This is a genomic window from Streptomyces sp. SCSIO ZS0520 (genome assembly GCF_025643355.1).
In the GTDB taxonomy this organism is placed as follows: domain Bacteria; phylum Actinomycetota; class Actinomycetes; order Streptomycetales; family Streptomycetaceae; genus Streptomyces; species Streptomyces physcomitrii.
In genome coordinates this window covers 2,406,577-2,429,588 of sequence record NZ_CP092644.1, presented here as the reverse complement: position 1 = coordinate 2,429,588, position 23,012 = coordinate 2,406,577, and the positions used below count along the sequence as shown (strand labels likewise).

The 23,012-nt window shown below is 72.9% G+C and carries 20 protein-coding genes; 15 read left to right on the top strand and 5 right to left on the bottom strand.

Going from position 1 to position 23,012, the window contains the following annotated elements; genetic code table 11:
- Nucleotides 1-289: 289 nt before the first annotated feature.
- The 5 genes from MID12_RS09005 (at nt 290) to MID12_RS08985 (ending at nt 6,187) form a co-directional block, all read left to right on the top strand.
- Nucleotides 290-1,933 carry an ABC transporter substrate-binding protein gene (locus MID12_RS09005; RefSeq protein ID WP_040248710.1) on the top strand — a complete coding sequence of 548 codons (1,644 nt, stop codon included), beginning with the start codon at nt 290-292 and terminating at the stop codon, nt 1,931-1,933.
- A 99-nt stretch (nt 1,934-2,032) separates the two neighbouring features.
- Entirely contained in the window at nt 2,033-2,956 is a 924-nt protein-coding gene (locus MID12_RS09000; protein WP_263165958.1) for an ABC transporter permease, read from the top strand.
- Nucleotides 2,949-3,938, top strand: coding sequence for an ABC transporter permease (locus tag MID12_RS08995; RefSeq protein WP_040248703.1), 990 nt, complete (start codon nt 2,949-2,951; stop codon nt 3,936-3,938). Before MID12_RS09000 ends, MID12_RS08995 begins: the two co-directional genes overlap by 8 nt.
- Nucleotides 3,939-3,948: 10 nt before the next feature.
- The gene (locus MID12_RS08990; RefSeq protein ID WP_040248699.1) at nt 3,949-4,932 is read left to right on the top strand and encodes an ABC transporter ATP-binding protein; all 984 of its coding nucleotides are present in this window, start codon (nt 3,949-3,951) and stop codon (nt 4,930-4,932) included.
- The gene (locus MID12_RS08985) at nt 4,916-6,187 is read left to right on the top strand and encodes a dipeptide ABC transporter ATP-binding protein (protein ID WP_317633368.1); all 1,272 of its coding nucleotides are present in this window, start codon (nt 4,916-4,918) and stop codon (nt 6,185-6,187) included. The genes MID12_RS08990 and MID12_RS08985 overlap by 17 nt, the downstream gene beginning before the upstream one ends.
- A gap of 170 nt (nt 6,188-6,357) precedes the next feature.
- Here the strand turns inward: MID12_RS08985 and MID12_RS08980 are convergent, their stop codons facing one another.
- Nucleotides 6,358-8,508 carry a S9 family peptidase gene (locus tag MID12_RS08980; protein WP_263165955.1) on the bottom strand — a complete coding sequence of 717 codons (2,151 nt, stop codon included), beginning with the start codon at nt 8,506-8,508 and terminating at the stop codon, nt 6,358-6,360.
- A gap of 202 nt (nt 8,509-8,710) precedes the next feature.
- Between MID12_RS08980 and MID12_RS08975 the strand changes: the two genes are divergently transcribed.
- The 4 genes from MID12_RS08975 to MID12_RS08960 all read left to right on the top strand — a co-directional run bounded on the left by MID12_RS08975 (nt 8,711) and on the right by MID12_RS08960 (nt 12,931).
- Nucleotides 8,711-8,905, top strand: coding sequence for a hypothetical protein (locus tag MID12_RS08975; protein WP_040248694.1), 195 nt, complete (start codon nt 8,711-8,713; stop codon nt 8,903-8,905).
- 67 nt (nt 8,906-8,972) lie between these two features.
- A complete protein-coding gene (gene mshB, locus MID12_RS08970) occupies nt 8,973-9,854 on the top strand; it encodes an N-acetyl-1-D-myo-inositol-2-amino-2-deoxy-alpha-D-glucopyranoside deacetylase (RefSeq protein ID WP_263165952.1) in 882 nt (293 codons plus the stop codon).
- Nucleotides 9,855-10,142: 288 nt separating this feature from the next.
- Complete coding sequence (locus MID12_RS08965; protein ID WP_411576929.1) at nt 10,143-10,577, top strand: DUF6113 family protein; 435 nt, start codon at nt 10,143-10,145, stop codon at nt 10,575-10,577.
- Between the two features lie 155 nt (nt 10,578-10,732).
- On the top strand, nt 10,733-12,931 hold the full coding sequence (locus MID12_RS08960) for a hypothetical protein (RefSeq protein WP_263165950.1): 2,199 nt from the start codon (nt 10,733-10,735) through the stop codon (nt 12,929-12,931).
- 61 nt (nt 12,932-12,992) lie between these two features.
- On the opposite strand, the gene MID12_RS08955 is transcribed toward MID12_RS08960, so the two are convergent.
- Complete coding sequence (locus MID12_RS08955; protein WP_411576928.1) at nt 12,993-14,150, bottom strand: chitinase; 1,158 nt, start codon at nt 14,148-14,150, stop codon at nt 12,993-12,995.
- A 260-nt stretch (nt 14,151-14,410) separates the two neighbouring features.
- Between MID12_RS08955 and MID12_RS08950 the strand changes: the two genes are divergently transcribed.
- The 4 genes from MID12_RS08950 (at nt 14,411) to MID12_RS08935 (ending at nt 18,057) form a co-directional block, all read left to right on the top strand.
- Entirely contained in the window at nt 14,411-15,373 is a 963-nt protein-coding gene (locus MID12_RS08950; RefSeq protein WP_263165947.1) for an ABC transporter ATP-binding protein, read from the top strand.
- Entirely contained in the window at nt 15,370-16,128 is a 759-nt protein-coding gene (locus MID12_RS08945) for an ABC transporter permease (RefSeq protein WP_263165944.1), read from the top strand. The genes MID12_RS08950 and MID12_RS08945 overlap by 4 nt, the downstream gene beginning before the upstream one ends.
- Nucleotides 16,125-17,315, top strand: coding sequence for a sensor histidine kinase (locus MID12_RS08940; protein WP_052482207.1), 1,191 nt, complete (start codon nt 16,125-16,127; stop codon nt 17,313-17,315). Before MID12_RS08945 ends, MID12_RS08940 begins: the two co-directional genes overlap by 4 nt.
- A gap of 127 nt (nt 17,316-17,442) precedes the next feature.
- On the top strand, nt 17,443-18,057 hold the full coding sequence (locus tag MID12_RS08935) for a response regulator transcription factor (RefSeq protein WP_263165940.1): 615 nt from the start codon (nt 17,443-17,445) through the stop codon (nt 18,055-18,057).
- Between the two features lie 146 nt (nt 18,058-18,203).
- Here MID12_RS08935 and MID12_RS08930 read toward each other — a convergent pair whose 3' ends face one another.
- A complete protein-coding gene (locus MID12_RS08930; RefSeq protein ID WP_040248674.1) occupies nt 18,204-19,070 on the bottom strand; it encodes a transglutaminase-like domain-containing protein in 867 nt (288 codons plus the stop codon).
- A gap of 161 nt (nt 19,071-19,231) precedes the next feature.
- Nucleotides 19,232-20,254: a GNAT family N-acetyltransferase gene (locus tag MID12_RS08925; protein ID WP_263173001.1), complete on the bottom strand. Its 1,023-nt coding sequence runs from the start codon at nt 20,252-20,254 to the stop codon at nt 19,232-19,234.
- A gap of 139 nt (nt 20,255-20,393) precedes the next feature.
- Here MID12_RS08925 and fdxA point away from each other — a divergent pair, with 139 nt between their 5' ends.
- Nucleotides 20,394-20,714: a ferredoxin gene (gene fdxA, locus MID12_RS08920; protein WP_040248668.1), complete on the top strand. Its 321-nt coding sequence runs from the start codon at nt 20,394-20,396 to the stop codon at nt 20,712-20,714.
- A gap of 154 nt (nt 20,715-20,868) precedes the next feature.
- The gene (dapC, locus tag MID12_RS08915) at nt 20,869-21,984 is read left to right on the top strand and encodes a succinyldiaminopimelate transaminase (RefSeq protein ID WP_263165935.1); all 1,116 of its coding nucleotides are present in this window, start codon (nt 20,869-20,871) and stop codon (nt 21,982-21,984) included.
- Nucleotides 21,985-22,339: 355 nt separating this feature from the next.
- On the opposite strand, the gene MID12_RS32400 is transcribed toward dapC, so the two are convergent.
- A complete protein-coding gene (locus MID12_RS32400) occupies nt 22,340-22,645 on the bottom strand; it encodes a hypothetical protein (RefSeq protein WP_052482206.1) in 306 nt (101 codons plus the stop codon).
- Nucleotides 22,646-23,012 lie beyond the last annotated feature (367 nt).

Sequence of the window (23,012 nt, the reverse complement as noted above, 5' to 3'; positions counted from 1 at the left end):
GGCCGGAATACGAGAACTCCGCCACCCCGTTCCCCCTCCGAACGAGCCGACGCAGCCCTGCGCCTTCCTCGCCTTCCTCGCGCGCGACCACCTCCGCCCTCCCTCTCTCCGTCCTGGACGAGGGCTCCGGCGCCGTCGTCCGGAGCGGGCCACCCCCTTCTCGGAGCCGGGCCCGCTGGGGGCCGCCCGGGTCCCCCCACCGCCCATCCGGACCGCCCGGGAATGCGCGAAAGCTGACGTACCGCAATATTTGCCCTAAGCAGCAGTGGGACTTCCGAGGAGGCACTCCATGCGTGGAGCGAGTCACGCCAAGTGGGCCGCGGGTGCGGTGGCTGTCGCGCTCGCCGCGACCGCCTGTGGTGGCGGTGATGACAGTGGCGGCGGCGGGGGAGGGGGCGGCGGGGACGGTGTGGTGCGGTCCTCCTGGGGTGACCCGCAGAATCCGCTGGAGCCCGCCAACACCAACGAGGTGCAGGGCGGCAAGGTCATGGACATGATCTTCCGGGGGCTCAAGCGCTACAACCCGAAGACGGGCAAGGCCGAGGACATGCTCGCGGAGAAGTTCGCGACCAAGGACTCGACCACCTTCACGGTCACCGTCAAGGACGGCTGGACCTTCTCCAACGGCGAGAAGGTCACCGCGAAGTCCTTCGTCGACGCCTGGAACTACGGCGCCAGCCTGAAGAACAACCAGAAGAACGCGTACTTCTTCGGCTATATCGAGGGCTACGAGAAGGTGCACCCGGAGTCCGGCAAGCAGAGCGCCGACACCCTCTCCGGGCTCAAGGCGACCGGGCCGCGCACCTTCACCGTCAAGCTCAACCAGAAGTTCTCCACCTGGCCGGAGACCCTCGGCTACGCCGCCTTCGCCCCGCTGCCGCAGGCCTTCTTCAAGAACCACGCGGCCTGGGTGAAGAAGCCGGTCGGCAACGGCCCGTACACCGTGCGGTCCTACCGCAAGGGCTCGCAGATGTCGCTGCGCAAGTGGGCGAAGTACCCGGGCTCGGACAAGGCGCAGAACAACGGCGTGGACCTCAAGGTCTACACCGACAACAACACCGCCTACACCGACCTGACGGCGGGCAACCTCGACCTCGTCGACGACGTGCCCGCGGCCCAGCTGCGCAATGTCCGGGCCGACCTCGGCGACCGGTACCTGAACACCCCCGCGGGCATCATCCAGACCCTGGCCTTCCCCTTCTACGACAAGGACTGGCCGGACGACGCCAAGGGCGCCAAGCTCCGCAAGGGCCTGTCGATGGCGATCAACCGCAAGCAGATCACCGAGACCATCTTCCAGAAGACCCGCACCCCGGCCACCGACTGGACCTCCCCGGTGCTCGGCGAGGACGGCGGCTACAAGCCCGGCCTGTGCGGGGACGCCTGCGACTACAAGCCCGCCGAGGCCAGGAAGCTGGTCAAGGAGGGCGGCGGACTCCCCGGCGGCCAGGTCAAGATCGGCTACAACGCCGACACCGGCAGCCACAAGGACTGGGTCGACGCGGTCTGCAACAGCATCAACAAGGCGCTCGGCCAGTCCAAGGCCTGCGTCGGCAACCCGACCGGCACCTTCGCCGACTTCCGCAACAAGACCTCGCAGCAGAAGATGGACGGCCCCTTCCGGGCGGGCTGGCAGATGGACTACCCGCTGATCCAGAACTTCCTGCAGCCGCTGTACTACACCAACGCCTCCTCCAACGACGGCAAGTGGTCCAACAAGGAGTTCGACAAGCTCGTCAACGAGGCCAACGCCGAGTCCGACACCGCCGCCGCGGTGAAGAAGTTCCAGCAGGCCGAAGAGGTCGTACGGGACAACATGGCCGCCATCCCGCTCTGGTACCAGAACGGCAGCGCGGGCTTCTCGGACCGGGTCTCCAACGTCGCCCTCAACCCGTTCAGCGTGCCGGTCTACAACGAGATCAAGGTCGGCTGACCCCCGGCGGCCCCCGGCCCGGCGCCCACCCGCGCCGGGCCGCGGCCACCTCCGCGGCCCCGAGAACCGACAGCCGCGGCCACCAAAACCGGAGCCCTCATGGGACGTTATGTGATCCGGCGCCTGCTGCAGATGATCCCGGTCTTCATCGGCGCCACCCTGCTGATCTTCCTCATGGTCAACGTGATGGGCGACCCCATCGCGGGACTCTGCGGCGACCGGCAGTGCGATCCGGCGACCGCCGCCCAGCTGCGCAAGGAGTTCGGGCTCGACAAGCCGGTCTGGCAGCAATACCTGACGTACATGGGCAACGTCTTCACCGGCGACCTCGGCACCGCCTTCAACGGGCAGCAGGTCACCGAGCTGATGGCGGACTCCTGGCCGATCACCGCCCGGCTGACCCTGGTCGCGATCCTCTTCGAGCTGGTCGTCGGGATCACCCTCGGCGTGGTCACCGGGCTGCGCCGCGGCCGGCCGGTGGACACCGGGGTGCTGCTCGCCACCCTGGTGGTGATCTCCATCCCGACCTTCGTCACCGGGCTCCTGCTGCAACTCCTGCTCGGCGTCAAATGGGGCTGGATCAAACCGGCCGTCTCCACCGACGCCGAGTTCTCCGAACTGCTCGTCCCCGGCCTGGTGCTCGCCTCCCTCTCCCTGGCCTACGTCACCCGCCTCACCCGCACCTCGATCGCCGAGAACCGCCGCGCGGACTACATCCGCACCGCCATCGCCAAGGGGGTGCCCCGCCGCCGGGTGGTCGTCCGGCACCTGCTGCGCAACTCGCTGATCCCGGTGGTCACCTTCATCGGCACCGACATCGGCGCCCTGATGGGCGGGGCCATCGTCACCGAGCGCATCTTCAACATCCACGGCGTCGGCTACCAGCTCTACCAGGGCATCCTGCGGCAGAACACCCAGACCGTGGTCGGCTTCGTGACCGTCCTGGTCCTGGTCTTCCTGGTGGCGAATCTGCTCGTGGACCTCCTGTACGCCGTACTCGACCCGAGGATCCGCTATGTCTGAACACGGACCGGCGGGCGGCGCGCCCGAGGACTCCGCGATGGCGCCCACCGGCATGGGCGGCGCCATGGACCTGGCCGCCGAGGAGGGCGCCTCACTGGAGAAGGGACCCGGCCACGACGGCACCGGCCCGGAGGCCAAGCCGCGCAGCCTGTGGTCGGACGCCTGGCGGGACCTGCGCCGCAACCCGGTCTTCCTGATCTCGGCGCTGATCATCCTCTTCCTGGTCGTCATCTCGCTGTGGCCCTCGCTGATCGCTTCCCGCGACCCCCTCGACTGCGACCTCGCCAACGCGCAGAAGGGCTCGGCGCCCGGCCACCCCTTCGGCTTCGACGGCCAGGGCTGCGATGTGTACACCCGTACCGTCTACGGGGCCCGCGCCTCGGTGACCGTCGGCGTCTGCGCCACCCTCGGGGTCGCCCTCCTCGGCTCGGTGCTCGGCGGGCTCGCCGGGTTCTTCGGCGGCTTCTGGGACGCGATCCTCTCCCGGGTCACCGACATCTTCTTCGCCATCCCGGTGGTCCTCGGCGGCCTGGTGCTGCTCTCGGTGGTGACCAGCTCGACGGTCTGGCCCGTGATCGGCTTCATCGTGCTGCTCGGCTGGCCGCAGATCTCCCGCATCGCCCGCGGCGCGGTGATCACCGCCAAGCAGAACGACTACGTCCAGGCGGCGCGGGCGCTCGGCGCCTCCAACTCCCGGATGCTGCTGCGGCACATCACCCCGAACGCCGTCGCCCCGGTCATCGTGGTGGCGACCATCGCGCTCGGCACGTACATCGCCCTGGAGGCCACGCTCTCCTACCTCGGTGTCGGGCTGAAGCCGCCGACCGTCAGCTGGGGCATCGACATCTCCTCGGCCTCCCAGATCATCCGTACCGCCCCGCACGCCCTGCTCTGGCCCGCCGGCGCGCTCGCGATCACCGTGCTCGCCTTCATCATGCTCGGCGACGCGGTGCGCGACGCCCTCGACCCCAAGCTGCGCTGAGGAGCGGGCCATGCTGCTGGAAGTACGCGATCTGCAGGTGCAGTTCCGGATGCGGGAGGGGATCTCGCGGGCCGTCAACGGCGTCAGCTACGCGGTCGACAAGGGCGAGACGCTCGCGGTGCTCGGCGAGTCCGGCTCCGGCAAGTCGGTGACCGCGCAGGCCGTGATGGGCATCCTGGACAGCCCGCCCGGGCGCATCACCGGCGGCGAGATCCTCTTCCAGGGCGAGAACCTGCTGACCATGCCGGAGAAGAAGCGGCGTACGGTGCGCGGCGCGCAGATGGCGATGATCTTCCAGGACGCGCTCTCCTCGCTCAACCCGGTGCTGACCGTGGGCGACCAGCTCGGCGAGATGTTCGTGGTGCACCGCGGCATGTCGAAGAAGGACGCCCGGGCCCGCGCCGTCGAGCTGATGGACCGGGTGCGCATCCCGGCGGCCAAGGAGCGCGTACGGCAGTACCCGCACCAGTTCTCCGGCGGCATGCGCCAGCGGATCATGATCGCCATGGCGCTCGCCCTGGAACCCGCGCTGATCATCGCGGACGAGCCGACCACCGCCCTCGACGTCACCGTGCAGGCCCAGGTGATGGAACTCCTCGCCGAACTCCAGCGCGAGCTGCGGATGGGCCTCATCCTCATCACCCACGACCTCGGGGTGGTCGCCGACGTCGCCGACCGCATCGCGGTGATGTACGCGGGCCGCATCGTCGAGTCCGCCCCGGTCCACGACATCTACCGGGCGCCCGCCCACCCGTACACCAAGGGCCTGCTCGAATCGATCCCCCGCCTCGACCAGAAGGGGCAGGAGCTCTACGCGATCAAGGGGCTGCCGCCGAACCTCATGCACATCCCGCCCGGCTGCGCCTTCCACCCGCGCTGCCCGAGGGCCCAGGAGGTCTGCGTCCGCGAGGAGCCGCCGCTGCACCGGGTCTCCGCCGAGCGGGGCAGCGCCTGCCACTTCTGGAAGGAGACCCTCGATGACGCCGCACGGTGACGCGCACCCCCGCGAGAGCGCCCCGGCCACCGGCGCCACCGCCGGGGACCTCCTCGACAAGGTCCCCGTCGAGGCCGACCGGGGCGCCCGGCGCAGCGGGCCCGACCGGGAGCCGATCCTCGAAGTCCGCGGACTGGTCAAGCACTTCCCGCTGACCCAGGGCATCCTCTTCAAGCGCCAGATCGGCGCGGTCAAGGCGGTGGACGGGGTCGACTTCGACCTCGGGCACGGCGAGACCCTCGGCATCGTCGGCGAATCGGGCTGCGGCAAGTCCACCGTCGCCCGGATGCTGGTCCACCTGGAGGAGCCCACCCGAGGCACCATCCGCTACAAGGGCGAGGACGTCACCAAGCTCTCCGGCCGTGCCCTCAGGGCGGTCCGCCGCAACATCCAGATGGTCTTCCAGGACCCCTACACCTCGCTCAACCCCCGGATGACGGTCGGCGACATCATCGGCGAGCCCTACGAGATCCACCCCGAGGCGGCGCCCAAGGGCTCCCGGCGCCGGCGGGTGCGCGAACTCCTCGACGTGGTCGGCCTCAACCCGGAGTACCTGAACCGCTATCCGCACCAGTTCTCCGGCGGCCAGCGCCAGCGCATCGGCATCGCCCGCGGGCTCGCCCTGCGCCCGGAGATCATCGTCGCCGACGAACCGGTCTCCGCCCTCGACGTCTCCGTACAGGCCCAGGTCATCAACCTGATGGAACGCCTCCAGGACGAATTCGACCTCTCCTACGTCTTCATCGCCCACGACCTGTCCATCGTGCGCCACATCTCCGAGCGGGTGGCCGTGATGTACCTCGGCCGCATCGTCGAGACCGGCACCGACACCGAGATCTACGAGCACCCCACGCATCCGTACACCCAGGCGCTGCTCTCCGCGGTGCCGGTGCCCGACCCGGGGATGCGGGAGGCCCGGGCGCGCATCCTGCTCTCCGGGGACGTGCCCTCGCCCGCCCATCCGCCCTCCGGCTGCCGCTTCCGCACCCGCTGCTGGAAGGCCCAGGAGCGCTGCGCCCTGGAGGTCCCGGCGCTCGCGGTGCCCGCCGAGTTCCGCGATGTCAGGGGCCCGGCCGCGCACGACTCGGCCTGCCACTTCGCGGAGGAGCGGCAGATCGTGCCGCGGGATGCCGAGAGCACGGGGGACGCCGCGGACACCGGAGGCACGGGGGGCACAGGGGGCACAGGGGGCGCCGAGGAGGGCGGCACCGAGGAGGGCGGCGCCGAGGGTGAGGGCGGCGGCCGTATCCCTTAACACGGGTGCAACCGCCGCGTCGCGGCTCCGATATACCCGCCGTCCACGCTGCTGGGTGTACGGCCGTGCGGGTGCCGTAGACCGGCCGGGGCGTGATCACGCCCCGGCCGGTCGCCTTTCGTACGGTCGCGGATACGGCCGTCGACAGAGCGGCGGCTACCGGATACGGACTACGCCCTGCCGCCCAAGGACCGCTTGAGGAAGTCCACTTGGAGGAGGAGCAGGTTCTCCGCCACCTGCTCCTGCGGGGTCATGTGGGTGACCCCGGAGAGCGGCAGCACCTCGTGCGGGCGGCCCTGGGCGAGCAGCGCGGAGGAGAGCCGCAGGCTGTGCGCGACCACCACGTTGTCGTCGGCGAGACCGTGCACGATCATCATCGGGCAGTGCTCCGCGGCGGCGCCGACCAGGCCCTCGTCGCCGATGAGCGAGTTGGCGGTGTACACCTCGGGCTGCTCGCCGGGGTCGCCGAGGTAGCGCTCCTGGTAGTGGGTGTCGTACAGGCGCAGATCGGTGACCGGGGCGCCGACCACCGCGGCGTGGAAGACATCGGGGCGCCGGAGCGCGGCCAGGCCCGCCAGATAGCCGCCGAAGGACCAGCCGCGGATCGCCACCCGCCCCAGGTCGAAGGGGAACTCCCCGGCCAGCGCGTGCAGCGCGTCCACCTGGTCCTGGAGCACCACCTCCGCGAGCCGGTCGCGGACCGACTTCTCCCAGGCGGGGTTGCGGCCCGGGGTGCCCCGGCCGTCCGCGACCAGCACCGCGAAGCCCTGGTCGGCGAACCACTGGGAGGTCAGATAGGCGTTGTGCGCCGCCTGGACGCGCTGGCCGTGCGGACCGCCGTAGGGATCGAGCAGCACCGGCAGCGGTCCGTCGCCCTCGCGGTAGTCGGAGGGCAGCAGCACGGCGCACGGGATCTTCCGCGCGCCGGCGTGCAGCAGCCGCACCCGCGGGCTGAGCACCGGACGGTCCGGGTACGAGGAGATGCCCGCCGTGCGCTTGCCGTCCCGCAGGATCCGCACCTCGGCGCCGGGCTCCGCGAGCCGCGCCGAGACAAGGACGGTGACCGCGCCGGAGCGCACCGCCGAGTGCACCCCCGGCTCCTGGGAGAGGCGCTCCACGCCGAGTTCGCTGACCCGGTAGACGTGCACCTCGCCGATCTCCGGCTCCGGTGCCTCCTCGCCTGCCGAGGCGCTCACCAGTACGTCGTCCGCGCCGACGTCGAGCACCGCGCGCACGTGCAACTGGGCGCCGGTCAGGGCGCGTTCGCCGACGGTGAGCACCCGCGCCCCGCCCTCGTCCGCGATCCGGACCAACTGCCCGCTCGGGGACCAGCAGGGCACCCCGGGGAGCAATTCCAGCCAATCCGCGTCCTCGTCCGCGTGCACCATCCGGGTCGAACCCCCGTCCGGGTCCACCGCCAGGTGCAGTTGACTGCGCTGGTCACGGGCCTGGACCAGGAGCAGCGGCGCTCCGGCCGCCGACCAGTGCACCCGGGCGAGATACGGGTAGCGCCCGCGGTCCCAGTCCACCTCGGTGCGGCTGCCGTCCAGTCCAGTGACGAAGAGGCGGACCTCGGCGTTGGGGGTGCCGGCCGCCGGGTAGCGCACGCTCACCGGCTCCTTGTCCGGGTGCGCGGGGTCGGCGATCCACCAGCGCTGTACCGGGGACTCGTCGACCCGGGCGACCAGCAGCCGGGTGGAGTCGGGGGACCACCAGAAGCCCCGGGTGCGCCCCATCTCCTCGGCGGCGATGAACTCCGCGAGCCCGTGGGTGACTTGCTCCGCCTCCGGCTCGGCGAGCGCCCGGTCGGCGGGGGCGTCCTCGGCGCCGGTGAGCGGGGCCACCCGCAGGGCGCCGCCGCTGACGTAGGCCACGTGCCTGCCGTCCGGGGAGGGGCGCGGGTCGATCACCGGTCCCGGGGCGGGGAGTTCACGGGCCGTACCGGCGCGCAGCTCCGCCACGAAGAGGCGACCGGAGAGCGCGAAGGCGGCGATCTCGGCGGCGGCGTCGGTGGCGTAGCCGACGATCCCGGCGCTCGACTCGCGGCTGCGCTCCCGGCGCGCACGCTCCTCGGCGGAGAGCTCCTCGGCCGCGGTGCCGAGCAGCGCCACCGGATCGGCGGCGATGCGCTCCTCACCGGTCGCGGTGTCCACGACCCAGAGCAACTGGGCCCGGTCGGTGCCGGACCGGGAGCGGAGGAAGGCGACATGGCCGCCGTCCGGAGCCACCGTGAAGGCCCGGGGCGCCCCGAGTGAGAAACGCAGGGTACGGGCATGCTGACGAGGAAAAGTCGGCGGAACCGGCTGCGGAGCTGAGGTCATCCTCCGAGCCTAGGAGATCTCCATGAGCGACGGCACCCGAAAGCTGGACGGGGCCGACACGGCATGCGCCCCCATCGTGCTGCCGTGCACCGGACCTGTTCCGATCCATGCACCTGCGCGGAAAGTTATGATCCATCTCGCCGAACGGGTCCTCCCGGGCGGCAACTCCGTTGACACACAAGGACTTTGGAGGTGAACCGCCGTGGCACTCTCGATTTCGGCGGTGGTGCTGCTGGCGGTCATCGTCTTCCTGCTGGTGAAGAAATCAGGGCTCAAGGGCGGGCACGCCCTGGTCTGTGTGCTGCTCGGTTTCTACCTGGCCAGCTCCTCCGTGGCGCCGACCATCGACGACATCACCACCAACGTCGCCGGGATGATCGGCGACATCAAGCTGTAGGCGCCGCGCTCCGCCTCCGGGCGTGAGTACGCGGTGAGGGTCGGCGGCCGCTCGTAGGGTGGCCGCCATGACCGAACTTCCCGCGCGCCGGCTGCTGCTCGTCCACGCGCACCCCGACGACGAGTCGATCAACAACGGCGCCACCATGGCCAAGTACGCGGCCGAGGGCGCCCTCGTCACCCTGGTGACCTGCACCCTCGGCGAGGAGGGCGAGGTGATCCCGCCGGGGCTCGCCTCCCTCGCCGCGGGTTCCGAGGACCGGCTCGGTCCGCATCGCGTCGGCGAACTCGCCGCCGCCATGCGCGAGTTGGGCGTACGGGACCACCGCTTCCTCGGCGGCGAGGGCCGCTACCGCGACTCCGGGATGCGCGGCGCCGAGCAGAACCGGCGCCCCGGGGCCTTCTGGGGGGCCGACCTCGACGAGGCCGCCGCGCATCTCGTGGAGGTCATCCGCGACGTGCGCCCCCAGGTGCTCGTCACCTACGACCCGGACGGCGGCTACGGCCACCCCGACCACATCCAGGCGCACCGGGTCGCCATGCGCGCCGCGGACCTGGCCGCCGAACGCGCCTTCCGCCGCGACCTCGGTGAACCGCACGGCATCGGTAAGATCTACTGGAACCGGCTGCCCCGCAAGGCCGCCGAGGAGGCCTTCGCCCCGCTGCCGGCCGCCCTGCCGGGGCTCCCCTTCCCGGCCGCCGCCGCGGTCGAGGACGTACCCGGACTCTGCGACGACGACGCCGTCACCACGGTGATCGACGGGCGCGCGTACGCGGGCGCCAAGGCCGCCGCGATGGCCGCGCACGCCACCCAGGTCGAGGTCGAGGGCGTCTGGTTCGCGCTCTCCAACAAGCTCGCCCAGCCGCTCTTCCCCGTCGAGTTCTACGAGCTCGTCCGCGGCCGGGCCGAGGGCACCCCGGAGACGGACCTCTTCGCCGGGGTCGCCTGACCGCCTGGCCGCCTGGCTGCCCGGTTGCCCGACCGCCCGACTGCGGGATCGCCTCCTCGCCCGACCGGCTGCCCGTGACCGCACCCGGTCGCCCGGGATACGTACCACCCCCGCGTACGTGCCCGCGTGCGGAGGTGCCCGCCCGCGGGCACGCACGCGGGCGCACGGGCGGGGAGTGTGCGCCCGCGCGGGCGCCGAGGGGGGAGCGGGTGTGCGCCCGCGGGCCTCGACGTGAAGGCGGGCGCGCTCTCGTGGCAGTCTGGCCCGGACACGAAAGGCGGCCAGACGATGAGTACGACGGACCGGCGCAACGCGGCACCCGCCCCCGGGAGCGGGATGTTCCTCACACAGCCGCTCAGGCCCGGGCGGGTGGCGGCCCACGTCCTGCTGCTCGTCCTCGGCGCGGTCGTCGGCGCCGCGGGGTCGCTGGTGCAGGCGGCCTGGTTCCCCGGCGGGCTGCTGCTCGCGCTGCTCGGCGCGGGCGGGCTCTTCCTGGGCGGGGCGATCGCCATGCGGGCGCGGGCCGGGGCGGGTTCGCCCGCGGCGGGCTGGCTGGTCGCGGTCGTACTGCTCACCGCCACCCGCCCGGAGGGCGACTTCGTCTTCGCCGCGACCACCGGCACCTATCTCTTCCTGCTCGGCGGGCTGGTCGTCGCTGTGATCTGTGCCACCCTCCCGGGGGCCGGACCGGGGGCCGCCTCGGGTGCCCGACTTGGGAAATGACTCCTGGTATGGCCTAGCACGTCCCCCCGTGTCTGCGCAGGATTTCCCCAGCCGTCCCAGGTTTCGCCGCCGGGGTGGCCAGTATGGTGGTGCGCGCCGCCGAGCAACCCGCCACAGGTCGAGACGGGCGGCGGAGCCAACCGGGAGAACCTGCCTTGAGTCGTGAAACTGACACTTCGTCCTCCGGAGCCCAGGGCCGCGGGCCGACCGCGTACCCCTCGGGGACACAGCCGTACGGGCCCGCGGAGGACGAGGCACCCGAGGAGAGCACCGGGGCCGAGGCCTCCGGCACGCCGACCGAGGACCGCAAGACCGAGACGACGCTGACCACGCGGATCCGGATCAACATCCCGGGTTCGCGGCCGATTCCGCCGGTCGTGGTGCGCACTCCGGTCACCGAGAGCACCGACGAGGCGGAGCCCGGGGGGAGTCGGCCCGGCACGGACGCCCCGCAGCAGGCGGCCGCGCCGAGTTCACCCCTTCCGGTGAGGCCGAAGCGCCCCAAGTCGGGGCCCGCGCCCGCCGAGCCGGTGACCGCCGCCAAGGAGCGCACGAGCGACTGGTTCGCGCCCCGCAAGGCCGCGCGTGGTGGCGCGGCGAGCCCGGACGGCGCGGCACAGGGCGTGCCCGGCGCCCGGAGCGCCCCCGGCGAGCCGGACACCGGTGGTTTCCCGGCCGGTTCGGGCATCCCCACCGCCGAGGCCTCCGCCGGCTACGGCTCCGGCGGGCCCGGCCCCGGCGAGCAGGACACCGGCGGCTTCCCCGCCCCGGGCGACACCGGCGGTTTCCCCGCCCCGGGCGACACCGGCGGTTTCCCCGGCCCGGGTGACACCGCGAGCTTCCCCGCGGTCGGCGACACCGGCGGCTTCCCCGTGCCGGGGGAGGGCGCGAACCCCTCCGACACCGGCGAGTTCGCCGCCCCCGGCGACTTCGGCACCGGCGGGACCGGCGGCTACGAGGTCCCCGGACCGCTCGGCGGGCCCCGGATGTCCGCGGGCGGCCCCGAGGGCGAGGCGCACCGCGGCGACCTCCCGTTCTTCGGCCCCGAGGGCGGTCCCGCGGGACCCACCGGCGGCCCGGTCACCGGCGAAGGACCGCTCGGCGACGACGGGCCCGAGGTGCGGCTGCCCGGAGGTCCCGGTGGCCCCGGAGGTCCCGGCCCCGCGCGGCCGTTGGGCGACGACACCGCCGTCCTCACCCCGCAGCAGCCGGGCCCGGAGCCCGGGCGCCCCGAAGGCAATGTCTCCGGGCACACGCTCAACAGCGGCATCCCGGTGGTGCCGCCCGCCGGACCCCAGGGGCCCTTCCCGCCCGGCGGCGGCCAGGACGGTCCCGCCCCGCAGTCCGAACCGCGGCTCCCGGAACCCGTACAGGAGAACGTCCCCGCCTCCCGGCCGCCCAAGAAGAAGGGCCGCAGCAAGCTCGTCCTGCTGTGCGTCGCCGTGGTCGGCGCCGCCGGAATCGCCTACGGCGCGGGCCTGCTGCTCAACCACTCCGACGTGCCCTCCGGGACGACCGTGCTCGGCGTCGACATCGGCGGCGGCACCCGGGACGACGCGGTGCAGAAGCTGGACGGCGCGCTCGGCAGCCGTACCACCAAGCCGCTCCGGCTCTCGGTGGACGGGGAGAACGTCGAACTCCGCCCCGACCAGGCCGGTCTGGCGCTGGACACCGACGCCACCGTGCGCGGGGCCTCGGGCAGCGACTACAACCCGGTCTCGGTGATCGGCTCGCTCTTCGGCGGCGAACGCGTCGTCGAACCGGTGATGCCGGTGGACGAGGAGAAGCTGCGGGTCGCCCTGGAGCGCGCCGCGGGCGGTGCCGGTTCGGCGACCGAGGGCACCATCAAGTTCACCCCCGGCAAGGCCACCGCCGTCTACGGCAAGCCCGGCAAGGGCATCGACGTCGACGCCGCGGTCACCGCCGTGGAGGAGGCCTACCGCACCCAGGTGGAGAAGGGCTCCGCGGGCACGGTCAAGCTGCCGACCACCACCCGTACGCCCAAGGTGCCCGACGCCGAGGTGGACCGGATGATGAAGTCCTTCGGGAAGCCCGCGATGTCCGGACTGGTCACCGTGCAGACGGACGCCGCGCACACCGTCTCCTTCAGCCCGGAGCGCTCGATCTTCAAGTTTCTCTCGGTCCGCGCGGTCGACGGGAAGCTGACCGAGTACTACGACCTCAAGGCCCTGGAGGGGCTCTACGGCAGCGCCTTCGAGGGCGTCACGATCACCAAGGGCGACGGCAGCAAGAAGCCGGTCTCCCCGCAGGACGTGGCCTCCGCCCTCGGCAGGGCGCTGCGCGGCGCCACCCCCGCCGAGCGGCTCGTCACCATCCCGACCGAGCCCAACTAGCGCGTACGGAAAGGGGTGTGCCGGTGCCGTACGGGCACCGGCACACCCCTTTTCCGAGGGGTCAGCCGCCGAAGTAGCCGTCGAAGTTCTTCGCGAACTCGCCCTGGTGGAAGAGGTCCCAGTTGACGGACCAGGCCATCAGTCCGCGCAGCGCGGGCCAGCTGCCGTGCGGCTGGTAGCCGCCGCAGTCGCCGCCCTTGGTGAGGCAGTCCAGGGCCTTGTTCACCTCGGCGGGCGGGGTGTGCCCGTTGCCCGCCTCGGTGCTGGCGGGCAGGCCGATGGCGACCTTCTCGGGCGGGAGCGCCGGGAAGACGTTGCCGGTGTCGCCGCCGACCGGGAAGCCGGTGAGCAGCATGTCCGTCATCGCGATGTGGAAGTCGGCGCCGCCCATCTGGTGGTACTGGTCGTCGAGCCCCATGATCGGGCCCGAGTTGTAGTCCTGGACGTGCAGCAGCGTGAGGTCGTCCCGCAAGGCGTGCAGCACGGGGAGGTAGGCGCCGGCGCGCGGGTCGCCCTGGGAGGTGCCCGGTCCGTAGCGCTGGTAGCCGAGCTGGACGAAGAAGGTCTCGGGGGCCATGGTGAGGGTGAAGTCCTCGCCGTACTTCGCCTTCAGGGACTTGACGGCCGAGATGAGGTTGACGATCACCGGTGTGGTGGGGTTCTTGAAGTCGGTGTCGCCCTCGTCCAGGGAGAGGGAGTTGCCCTCGAAGTCGATGTCCAGGCCGTCCAGGCCGTAGCGGTCGATGATCGCGGAGACGGAGGAGACGAAGGTGTCCCGGGCCTCCTCGGTGGTGAGGCGCACCTGCCCGTTCTGGCCGCCGATGGACAGCTGGACCTTCTTGCCCTGGGCCTGCTTCTCCGCAACGGCCGCCTTGAACTCCTCCTCGGACTCGACCCCGGGGCACTCCGCCTGGGGGCAGAGCTCGAAGCGGATGTCACCGGAGGTGGGGGAGGTCGGTTCGCCGAAGGCGAGGTCGATGATGTCCCAGGAGTCGGGGACGTCCGCGAGCCGGGTGTAGCCGGAGCCGTTGGCGAAGCTGCTGTGCAGATAGCCGACCAGGGCGTGTTCGGGCAGGTCCTTCGCGGCGGCGGCGGCGGGGGCCGGGGCGTCCGGGGCCGCGGTGGCCTGCGCGGCGAGCACTCCGGTGAGCGCGAGGGCCAGCGGCAGTGCCGCGGTGCGCAGCCACGATCTGCGGTGGGGGCGAGGGGCGTGGGGCACGGCTGCCTCCAGTGTGGGGGACGAGACGGTGCCCACACATTGGTCCAGACCAAAATGGGTGTCAAGACATCGCGCAGGCCGCGCAGGGCTCCTGCCGGAAGGGGGGCGAGGCGGCGGGGAGCGCGTCAACTGGTGGGTGGGCGGGCTCGGTTGCCGAGAGGGGGAGGCCGCCCGCCCGCCGTGCGGCATGACATCTGTCATGCCGCACCCACGACCGGCGACACTGCCGCGGCCGCCCCCGGCCCGGCCACGATGGCCCTATGACGACGACATCCCAGCCCGCCGCGCGCACCCCGGTGGTGCGCCTGGAGGCGGTGGCGAAGCACTTCGGCGAGGTCCGCGCCGTGGACGGGCTCAGCCTCGACCTGTACCCGGGTCAGACCGTGGCCCTGCTCGGACCCAACGGGGCGGGCAAGTCCACCACCCTCGACCTGCTGCTCGGACTGCGCGGCCCGGACCGCGGCAGCGTCCGGCTCTTCGGTGCCGAGCCGCGGGAGGCGATCGTCGCGGGCCGGGTCGGCGCCGTACTGCAGAGCGGCGGGCTGATGGGCGAGGTCACCGTCGCCGAACTGGTCCGGCTCGCCTGCCAGTTGCACCCGAAGCCGCACCCGCCGGCCGAGGTGCTCGCCGGGGCGGGCCTCGACCGGCTCGCCGACCGCCGGGTCGACAAGCTCTCCGGCGGGCAGCGGCAAAGGGTGCGCTTCGCACTCGCGACCGCCGGGGCGAACGACCTCCTCGTCCTGGACGAGCCCACCACCGGCATGGACGTCTCGGCCCGCGGCGCCTTCTGGGCGACCGTACGCCAGCAGGCCGAGTCCGGGCGTACGGTGCTCTTCGCCACCCACTACCTCGAAGAGGCCGACGCGGTCGCCGACCGGGTCCTCGTCCTGCACCGCGGGCGCCTCCTCGCCGACGGCACCGCCGCCGAGATCAAGGCACGCGCGGGCGCCCGCCGGATCTCCTTCGACCTCGCCGAGCTGACCGGCGCCGAGGGCGGCCCGGAGCGCGCCGCCGCGGCCGAACAGCGGCTGCGCGCACTGCCGTTCCTCGCCGGGATCGAGGTGCACGGCCCGACCGTACGGCTGCGCTCCACCGACGCCGACGCCACCGTGTACGCCCTCTACGGCACCGGCCTTCGCCCCCGCAACCTCGAAGTGCGCGGCCTCGGCCTGGAGCAGGCCTTCCTCGCGCTCACCACCGCCGAGGAGGCGAGGCAGGCATGAACAGCCTCCTGGCCGCGCGCGGACTGATCCGGCTCGAAGTCGTCCGGGCCCTGCGCAACCGCAAGTTCCTGTTCTTCTCGATGCTCTACCCGGCCGGCCTGTTCCTGCTGATCGCGGGCGGCGCCGGTGCGGGGACCAAGGCCGCGGGCAGCCGACTGGACCTGTCCGCCTTCATGATGGTCTCGATGGCCTCCTTCGGCGCCCTGACCGCCGTACTGCTCGGCAACAGCGAGCGCATCGCCAAGGAGCGCGAGAGCGGCTGGGTGCGCCAGCTGCGGCTGACCCCGCTGCCCGGCCGCGGCTATGTCCTCGCCAAGTCCGCGAGCGCCACCGCGGTGAGCCTGCCCGCCATCCTGGTCGTCTTCCTGGTCGCCGCCGCCACCAAGGACGTACGCCTCGCGGCCTGGCAGTGGCTCGCGCTGACCGCGGCCCTGTGGGCGGGCAGCCTCTGCTTCGCCGCCCTCGGCGTGGCGATCGGCTACCTCGCCACCGGCGACACGGTCCGCCCGGTCAGCATGCTGGTCTACTTCGGCCTCTCGGTCCTCGGCGGACTGTGGATGCCCACCGCCACCTTCCCCGGCTGGCTCCGGCGGATCGCCGACTGGGTGCCCACCCACGCCTACGCCGGGCTCGGCCGCTCCCTGGTCCTCGGCGAGGCCCCCGCACCGCGCGACCTCGCCGTCCTCGCCCTCTCCTTCGCGCTCTTCGTGGCCGGGGCGGCCTGGCTGTACCGGAAGGACACACTGAAGACGTGAACGTACTCTCCGAGCCGCCCGCGGCCACCGCGGACACCCCCGGCATCGGCCGCCCGCCCCGGGGCCGCCGCGAAGCCCTGCGCAAGCTGCTGTGGATCGGCATCTGGCTGGCCTTCCTGAGCGCGCCGGTGCACGACCTGCTCGACGGCTCGCACCCGACCGCCGGGCGGGTCTACGGCTGGCTCGGCCTCGCCCTCTTCGTCGTCGCCTATCTGGTGCTGGTCTTCCGGCACACCGGGCATCCGCTGGAGCGGCGGCTGGTCGGCTCGGGCCTCGCCTTCCTCGCGCTCTGGGCCACCGCGCTCACCCTCGGCCTCGGCGCGCCCTGGCTGGTCCTGTTCGTGTACGTGTCGGTGGCCGTCGGCTCCACCCTCCCGCTCCCCCTCGCGCGCTGGCTCATCCCGCTGACCACGCTCTACATGGTGCTCCTGGGGCTGCCGCTCGGTCAGGGCTGGGACCTGTCCCTGGTGGTGCCCGCCCTGCTCGGCGGCTTCGCGCTGACCGGCGTACGCCAGCTGATCCGCACCACGGTCGAACTGCGCGAGGCCCGGGCCACCGTCGCCCAGCTCGCCGCCAGCGAGGAGCGGCTGCGGCTCGCCCGCGACCTGCACGACCTGCTCGGCCACTCCCTCTCCCTGATCACCCTCAAGAGCGAACTGGCCGGCCGCATGCTGCCCGCCCACCCCGAGGGCGCCGCCAAGGAGGTCGCCGACATCCAGCAGGTCGGCCGCCAGGCCCTGGCCGATGTACGGGAGGCGGTCACCGGCTACCGGCGCCCCCGCCTCGCGGCCGAACTCGCCCTGGTCCCGGGCACCTTGAGAGCCGCCGGGATCACCGCCACGATGCCGCCGGGACCGCCGCCCGAGGGCCTGGGCGAGGAGGCCGAGGCCGCGCTCGCCTGGGTGCTGCGGGAGGCGGTGACCAATGTCGTACGGCACAGCGGCGCCCGGCACTGCACCGTGGAACTGCTCCGCCGGGAGACCCTCGACGGCCCCCGCGCGGAGCTGACCGTGCGGGACGACGGCGAGGGCGCGACCGCGCCCTTCCCGGCCCCGGAGACCGCTGCCCCCGGCAACGGACTCACCGGCCTGCGCGAACGCTTGGACGCGGTCGGCGGCACCCTGGCGGCCGGGCCCGGGAAGGGGCGCGGCTTCCGGGTGGTGGCGCGGGTTCCGGTGGGGGACTGAGGTTACGGGAGCGGGGGAGCGGCCCGCGGTCCGGCCGTCGCGGCGGCGCCGCCCGCGACCGAGGCGTCGCCGCCCGCATAGGATCCCGCCAAGCCCCACCCGAGCAGGCCCGAGCCGGAGACCTCCCATGAGCCGCACGATCCGGGTCCTCCTCGCCGAGGACCAGTCCATGGTCCGCGAGGCGCTCGCCGCCCTGCTCGGCCTCGAACCCGATATCGAGGTCGTCGCCCAGGCCGCCCGCGGCGACGAGGTCCTGGCGGCGGCCTGTGCCCACCGGGTGGACGTGGCACTGCTCGACATCGAGATGCCCGGCATGACCGGCCTGGACGCCGCGGCCCAGCTCCGCGCCGAGCTGCCCGAGGTGCACGTCCTGGTCCTCACCACCTTCGGCCGCCCCGGCTATCTGCGCCGCGCGATGGAGTCGGGCGCCGCCGCCTTCCTGGTCAAGGACGCCCCCGCGGCCGAACTCGCCGCCGCCGTACGCAAGGTGCTCGCCGGGGAGCGCGTCATCGACCCCACCCTCGCGGCGGCGGCCCTGGCCGAAGGCGCCGACCCGCTGACCGCCCGGGAGCGCGAGGTCCTGCGCGCCGCGGCCGACGGCGCCACCAACGCCGAACTCGCCCGTACCCTGCACCTCTCCCCGGGCACGGTGCGCAACTACCTCTCCACCGCGATCCAGAAGCTCGCGGTACGCAACCGGGCCGAGGCGGTCCGCACCGCCCGAGAGAAGGGCTGGCTGTGAGACGGACGCCGGACCGGCCTGCGGAGAGGGGCAGTTGAGCAGGTTCAGTCGAGCGGGCGTACCGAACTTGTCAGCCGCAGCGCCGAGTTGAGCAAGGCACCGGCAGCCGCACGACCCGTACGGCTGCAACCGCCCGACTCGCCTGGTCAGTTGAGCAGCGCCCGGGCGGCCCGTGCCTCTCGGCGGACCTTCGCCGCAGCCTCCTCGTCGACCGCCTCGACCACCTCGGCGTAGGCGTCCATCTCCCGGGCGCCGGTGAGGAAGTCGCCGCGGCGGACCAGGAGTCGGGCGCGTTCGTAGCGCAGGTTGGCGGGGTGGGAGGGCAGCAGCAGGCTCAGTTCGAGGGCCCACAGGGCGACGTCGGCGTGCTCGGGGTGGGCTGCCGCCCAGGCGCGGATGTTGTTGAGGATCCGCAGCACCAGGTCCCGCGGGTCGGCGGGGGCCAGCATCGACGGGTCCAGCGGCTCGCCGGTCGCCCCGGCCACCAGGAGCCCGGCCTCGCCCCGGGTGAGCACCCGGCCGCCGTCGAAGGGGTCGGCGAGCACCTGCTCCCCGGTCCCGGTGTCCCCGGGGCCCGGCGGCCTGCCGAAGCCGACCACGAAGTGGCCCGGCAGCGCCACCCCGTACACCTGCCCGCCCGCGCGCCGGGCGACCTCCAGCCAGACCACGGAGAGCAGGATCGGCAGGCCCTTGCGGCGCCGGAGCACGTGGTGCAGGAGGGAGGAGTCGAGGAGTTCGTAGTCGGGGCCGCTGCCGCGGAAACCCTCCCGGCCGCCGAGGCGGGTGGCCAGCGCCTCGGCCCAGTCGGCGGGACCGCCGGGCCGGTGCGGCAGTTCCCCGGCCAGCCGGTCGAGGGCGATCTGCGCCTCGTCCATGCCGCGCTCGTCGAGGGTGCCGTCCGCCACGGCGCCGATGAGCAGGCAGAGCACCGACAGATCGGGCCGTTCGGCACGGGCTTCCTCGGCGAACCGGGCCCGCAGTTCGGCGGCGCGCTCGGGCTCGGGCGGGTGCATGACGCTGGCCTCTCGGTGGATTCTGGTGGGTTGCTGGGTTGCTGGGTTGCTGGGTTGGTGGGTTTCTCGGGTGCCGGGGTGCCGGGGTGCCGGGGTGCCGGGGTGCCGGGGTGCCGGGGGCCGCACCTGTGGGACGACGGCTGGCCGGGCGGGGGGACGGATCAGGTGGAGCGGTCCTCGTCGTCCGGTGCCCGGTAGTGGTGGTAGCTGTGGTGCAGGTGGAAGCCGAGGCCTTCGTAGAGGGCGAGGGCGGCCGTGTTGTCGGACTCGACCTGGAGCCAGGCGGCCGAGGCGCCCTCGTCGAGCGCGCGCCGGGCGAGCACGGTCATCACCGCGGTGCCCAGGCCCCGCCGCCGCAGCCGGGGGTCGACCTCCACCGCCATGAAACCGGCCCAGCGGCCGTCCACCACACAGCGCCCGATGGCGGCCGGAGCCGCACCCGGCTCACCGGGCACGGTCGCGAACCAGACCGAGGGGCCGCCGCGCAGCACCGCGAGTTCCCGCTCGTCCGCCGCCCCGGCCGAGCGCTGGTAGCGGGACAGCCAGGAAGCGTCCGGATCGCGTGCCAGGCGCACCTCCGCCGCCTCGGTGTCCCGGTCGTCCAGCGGGGCCAGCCGCCCGATCCGCACCTGCGCGCTCACCTCCCGCCGCCAGCCGTGCTCCTCCAGTGTCGCGCAGAGGAGTTCCTGGGTGCCCTCGGCCCCGGTCGCGGTCTGCACATAGGCGGGCAGGCCGCGCTCCGCGTACCACCGGGTGACGTGTTCCAGGGCCTCGGCCACCGGTATGCCGGGGTCGCCGGAGGGGAGCACCGAGTTGGCGCGGCGGGTGAAGCCGCCCGCGGCGCGCAGTTCCCAGCCACCGAGCCGGGCGCGCTCCACCGGCGGCCAGGCGCGGGCGAGCACCGGGGACAGTTCCTCGAAGGAAGCGGCCGGTCCCCTTCCGCGCGCCGGGGCGGGCGGCACCACTTTTCCCGCCACCAGCGCAGATTCCGCGATACGGACACTCTCCCCGGACTTGCGCGTGAGGTGGAGCACCCCCTCGTCCCACGAAGTGAGAACGCCTACGGTGTCGGTGAACCTCTCGGGGCCCTCCGAGAGATCCTTGAGGGACCGCACCGAGACGCGTTTTCCCACATCAGCACGGGTGATCCTGACGACGAGCCGTCCGCTCGTGGCGAATCCCACAGTTGTTGCCACCCCTCCTGTTCGGATCTTGGCCGGGAACGGAGATACTAGGGGCGGGCATCGACGACGCCGCGCTTCCGCGCGCCAGGTGGCGGGGCCTGTGGAGCCCGCCAGCGCCCTACCGAGGAGGAACGAGAGCGTGACTTACGTCATTGCGCAGCCTTGTGTCGACGTAAAGGACAAGGCGTGCATCGAGGAGTGCCCGGTCGACTGCATCTACGAGGGCTCCAGGTCCTTGTACATCCACCCGGACGAGTGCGTCGACTGCGGAGCCTGTGAGCCGGTGTGCCCGGTCGAGGCGATCTTCTACGAAGACGACACTCCGGAGGAGTGGAAGGACTACTACAAGGCGAACGTCGAGTTCTTCGACGAGCTCGGGTCCCCGGGAGGCGCCAGCAAGCTGGGCCTCATCGAGCGGGACCACCCCTTCGTGGCCGAGCTTCCGCCGCAGAACCAGTAGGCGCGTACGCGCAGCCGGTCCCGTACGGAGCTCGTGCCGTACGGGACCGTGGCATTTCCACGAGCCAGTTCCACGCGTCAGTTTTGCAAGTCAGGGTCCGAGACCGGTCCCCGTGGTGCCGTGCCCGGGGCGACCGGAGAAGAAAGTGAGCGCCGTGTCCGCCTCCCGAGCCCCCTACGCCACCCTCCGCGGGCGGCTGCCCGACTTCCCCTGGGACAAGCTCGCGCCCTACAAGGCCACGGCCGCCGCCCACCCGGACGGCATCGTGGACCTGTCCGTGGGCACCCCGGTCGACCCGGTGCCCGCGCTGGTGCAGCAGGCGCTGACCGAGGCCGCCGACTCCCCGGGCTACCCGACGGTCTGGGGCACGGCCGCCCTGCGGGACGCGATCACCGGCTGGGCCGCCCGCCGGCTCGGCGCCCAGGGCCTGGGCCACGAGAACGTGCTGCCGGTGGTCGGCTCCAAGGAGTTCGTCGCCTGGCTGCCCACCCAGCTCGGGCTCGGCCCCGGTGACCGCGTCGCCTATCCGCGCCTGGCCTACCCGACGTACGAGGTCGGCGCGCGCCTGGCCGGTGCCGCCTACGAGGCCTACGACGATCCGACCGCCCTGGACCCCGAGGGCCTGCGCCTGCTCTGGCTGAACACGCCCTCGAACCCGACCGGCCAGGTGCTTCCCGAGGAGGAGCTGGCCCGCATCGTGGCCTGGGCCCGCGCGCACGGCATCCTCGTGGTCAGCGACGAGTGCTACCTCGAACTCGGCTGGGAGGCCGAGCCCGTCTCGGTCCTGCACCCGGAGGTCAGCGGCGGCTCCTTCGAGGGACTGCTCAGCGTCCACTCGCTGTCCAAGCGCTCCAACCTCGCCGGATACCGCGCCGCCTTCGTGCTCGGCGACGGCACCCTGCTCGGGGACCTGCTCCAGATCCGCAAGCACGGCGGGATGATGATCCCCGCCACCACGCAGGCCGCCGCGGTGGCCGCGCTCGGCGACGACCAGCACGTCGAGGAGCAGCGCCGCCGGTACGCCACCCGCCGCACCGCCCTGCGCACCGCGCTCCTCGCCCACGGCTTCCGCATCGAGCACAGCGAGGCGAGCCTGTATCTGTGGGCCGGCCGCGGGGAGTCCTGCTGGGACACCGTCTCCCACCTCGCCGACCTGGGCATCCTGGTCGCCCCCGGCGACTTCTACGGCCCCGCGGGCGAGAACTTCGTCCGGGTGGCGCTGACCGCGAGCGACGAGCGCATCGCCGCGGCGGTGGCCCGCCTGACGTAGGGCCGCAGGCGCCGCACAAGCCGCACAAGCCGCACAAGCCGCACAAGCCGCACAAGCCGCACAAGCCGCGCACGCCGCACACGCCACAGCGGCGCGGACTGCCGGAGAGGCGGTCCGCACCGCTGTGGCGTGGGGCGTCGTGCGTTGTGCGTTGGGCGTCGGCGTCGGGCATCGTCCGCATCGGCGGCGAAGGGATGTGCCGTACCCGTCCGGTCAACTGCCGTACGGGTACGGTCAGCTTCCGTGCCGAGCCGGTCAACTGCCGTACTCGCCCGGTCAGTTTCCGTACCGGCCCGGTCAACTGCCTTACGGGCTGGGGTGGTTCATCTGCCCCGTCGACCGCGGTGGCCGGGGCTCAGCCCAGCGGGAGGCCCTTGCCGAGGGTGCTGTCGGTGGCGGTCTTCGCGGTGCTGCTGACCAGGGGGCCGGTGCCGGGGGCGACCTTCTCGGCGACCTGTCCGGCGGCCGGGGCCGCGGCTCCGGCCACCTGCTTGGTCGCGCCGTCCACCGAGTCGCCAAGGCCCTCGCTGTCGGTCCGGCTGACGCCGCCCTGGGCGGGCTGATCGGCGGCGACGGCGCTCCCGGCGGCCACGACGGGCACCGCGCCCGCGGCCACGATCAGCGCGACGCGGGCGATACGGCGGGTCAGGGGGAGAGACATGGTGCTCCTAGCTGAACGGGGACGGGGTGTCCGCGCCCGCGGCCCGGCAGCGAGTGCGAGCGGCGCGGGCGCCTGATGTGCTTACCGACCCGGACGCCGGGAAGGTTGCGGCGCACCGGCGTAAAGAGTGGGCAATACGCGCGCCCCACCGCCCGGCTTCCCGCCTCGGGGTGGCCTGCCGAACTCCTGCGCGGATACCGGGTGGAGCCGTCGGCCGGAGGTCGGCGCGGGCGCGAACTCCCGCCCGGAGGACCGGTGAAGGCGCCTGCTGAACTGAGGGGCGGACCCCGACTCCCGCGCGTACGCCCGGTGGAGGCGCTTACCGGACTCCCGCGCGTACGCCCGGTGGAGATGCCTACCGGACTCC

What these genes read in the sequence shown, in the direction of transcription:
- MID12_RS08950 (WP_263165947.1), top strand. Translation starts at nt 14,411, where the DNA reads ATGACGACGACATCCCAGCCCGCCGCGCGCACCCCGGTGGTGCGCCTG.
- MID12_RS32400 (WP_052482206.1), bottom strand. Translation starts at nt 22,645, where the DNA reads ATGTCTCTCCCCCTGACCCGCCGTATCGCCCGCGTCGCGCTGATCGTG.
- MID12_RS09000 (WP_263165958.1), top strand. Translation starts at nt 2,033, where the DNA reads ATGGGACGTTATGTGATCCGGCGCCTGCTGCAGATGATCCCGGTCTTC.
- MID12_RS08965 (WP_411576929.1), top strand. Translation starts at nt 10,143, where the DNA reads ATGAGTACGACGGACCGGCGCAACGCGGCACCCGCCCCCGGGAGCGGG.
- MID12_RS08990 (WP_040248699.1), top strand. Translation starts at nt 3,949, where the DNA reads ATGCTGCTGGAAGTACGCGATCTGCAGGTGCAGTTCCGGATGCGGGAG.
- MID12_RS08980 (WP_263165955.1), bottom strand. Translation starts at nt 8,508, where the DNA reads ATGACCTCAGCTCCGCAGCCGGTTCCGCCGACTTTTCCTCGTCAGCAT.
- MID12_RS08995 (WP_040248703.1), top strand. Translation starts at nt 2,949, where the DNA reads ATGTCTGAACACGGACCGGCGGGCGGCGCGCCCGAGGACTCCGCGATG.
- MID12_RS09005 (WP_040248710.1), top strand. Translation starts at nt 290, where the DNA reads ATGCGTGGAGCGAGTCACGCCAAGTGGGCCGCGGGTGCGGTGGCTGTC.
- MID12_RS08935 (WP_263165940.1), top strand. Translation starts at nt 17,443, where the DNA reads ATGAGCCGCACGATCCGGGTCCTCCTCGCCGAGGACCAGTCCATGGTC.
- MID12_RS08930 (WP_040248674.1), bottom strand. Translation starts at nt 19,070, where the DNA reads ATGCACCCGCCCGAGCCCGAGCGCGCCGCCGAACTGCGGGCCCGGTTC.
- MID12_RS08985 (WP_317633368.1), top strand. Translation starts at nt 4,916, where the DNA reads ATGACGCCGCACGGTGACGCGCACCCCCGCGAGAGCGCCCCGGCCACC.
- MID12_RS08945 (WP_263165944.1), top strand. Translation starts at nt 15,370, where the DNA reads ATGAACAGCCTCCTGGCCGCGCGCGGACTGATCCGGCTCGAAGTCGTC.
- mshB (WP_263165952.1), top strand. Translation starts at nt 8,973, where the DNA reads ATGACCGAACTTCCCGCGCGCCGGCTGCTGCTCGTCCACGCGCACCCC.